We start from the raw sequence: 1,336 nt of genomic DNA on the forward strand, positions 1-1,336 counted from the left end.
AAATTTAATGGTTTGGGATAATCAAACGCCTTCTTATCAAAAATACTCATAATTTCCTGAGTGCCGCGAGCTGAATTTGCTCCATTTAAATCCTTAATCAAATTTTGATAAGGTAAAGAGCGTTCAATTACTTCATCATTATTATTCACTTTAAAGTACTGTTTGAAATATATAGCCCATTTACCGTTTTTAGATTGCTTAAACTCTATAAAGTTATTTTTTACCCCCCACGCAACCTTACTTTCTGACCATCTCCAATTCCAGTGTTTTTGTTTTTCTTCTTCACCACCAGGAAATACGAGCCTACCGTCAGGAGTCTTTATTGCATAATTTAATGATTCAGAATAGTGTTGCCCCGTCATTCTTCGATCCAACTTATTAAGAAGATATTTCCCTCTTTTTTCAACATAATTGTCTCTAAATTTGTATTTTTGGTCATCTTCAATAGGTCTAGAGGCTGTAGTACATTCCATCTTGTTTTTGGCATAGCATAGCACGTATTCTGTTACTGTTTTTATGTCAAGCCCTGTATTGGATCCAGGAGTGGATTGCCATATCATGTTAGCTAATAAATTGGACTCTCCATAGATAGAATCACATAGCAATTTTAATGAGTAAAGCTCTATGTCATTAATAGATATCATTATCATACCGCTATCAGTTAATAACTTCTTTGCGTATTGAAGTCTTTCACTCATAAAAGAGAGCCACTTACTATGCCTATACCCATCGTTCTCGTCAACCAATACATCGTTATAAGTAAAATCTTTACTTCCTGTATTATAAGGTGGGTCGATATAGATCACATCAATCTTTCCTGCATGCGTTTTCTCAAGCAACTTCAAACTATGCAGATTATCACCTTCCAATAGAAAGTTATAAGCGTTTTCATCAGTCGCTTTAATTTCACGCTCTTTTACTTCAGTGAACACGGGAATATTGTCTTGCATCATACGGTCAACTTCTTCTTCGTGTTTCTCCCACACAAGACCATATTTTTTCGAGTTGAGCTCATTCTCAATCTCATCAAGAGCAATAAGCATTTCATCATCGTCTTTATGTTCTTCTTTAACTTTATTTAAGAATGCCAGCATGCGCTCGCGCTTTTCTTGCGATAGATTCCCCATTACTTCTCATCCTCCGCTATAAATTCCAAAATATCATTGGGTGTGCAGTGTAAAGCCGTGCAGATATCTTCCACTTTCTCTAGTGATATATATTGCCCGGTGCGTAGTTTTGTAATAATGTTGGCGGAAATATTGCTCATTCTCATTAAGTCCTGATTGGAAATATCTTCTTCAATCATGCGATGTAATAGTTTTTTATAACTAACAGC

General features: G+C 35.6%; 2 protein-coding genes. Both read right to left on the bottom strand.

All coding sequences use genetic code 11. The features are described from left to right. The coding region (locus tag A5294_RS06750) for a site-specific DNA-methyltransferase (protein WP_197457109.1) at positions 1-1,127 on the bottom strand (1,127 nt) is incomplete at its 3' end. Beyond that, positions 1,127-1,336 (bottom strand): helix-turn-helix transcriptional regulator (locus A5294_RS06365; protein ID WP_231880214.1); only part of this gene is annotated, 210 nt, incomplete at its 5' end. The genes A5294_RS06750 and A5294_RS06365, both read right to left, overlap by 1 nt.

Origin of the sequence: Gardnerella sp. 30-4, assembly GCF_001641215.1 — a bacterium.
Lineage (GTDB): Bacteria > Actinomycetota > Actinomycetes > Actinomycetales > Bifidobacteriaceae > Bifidobacterium > Bifidobacterium leopoldii.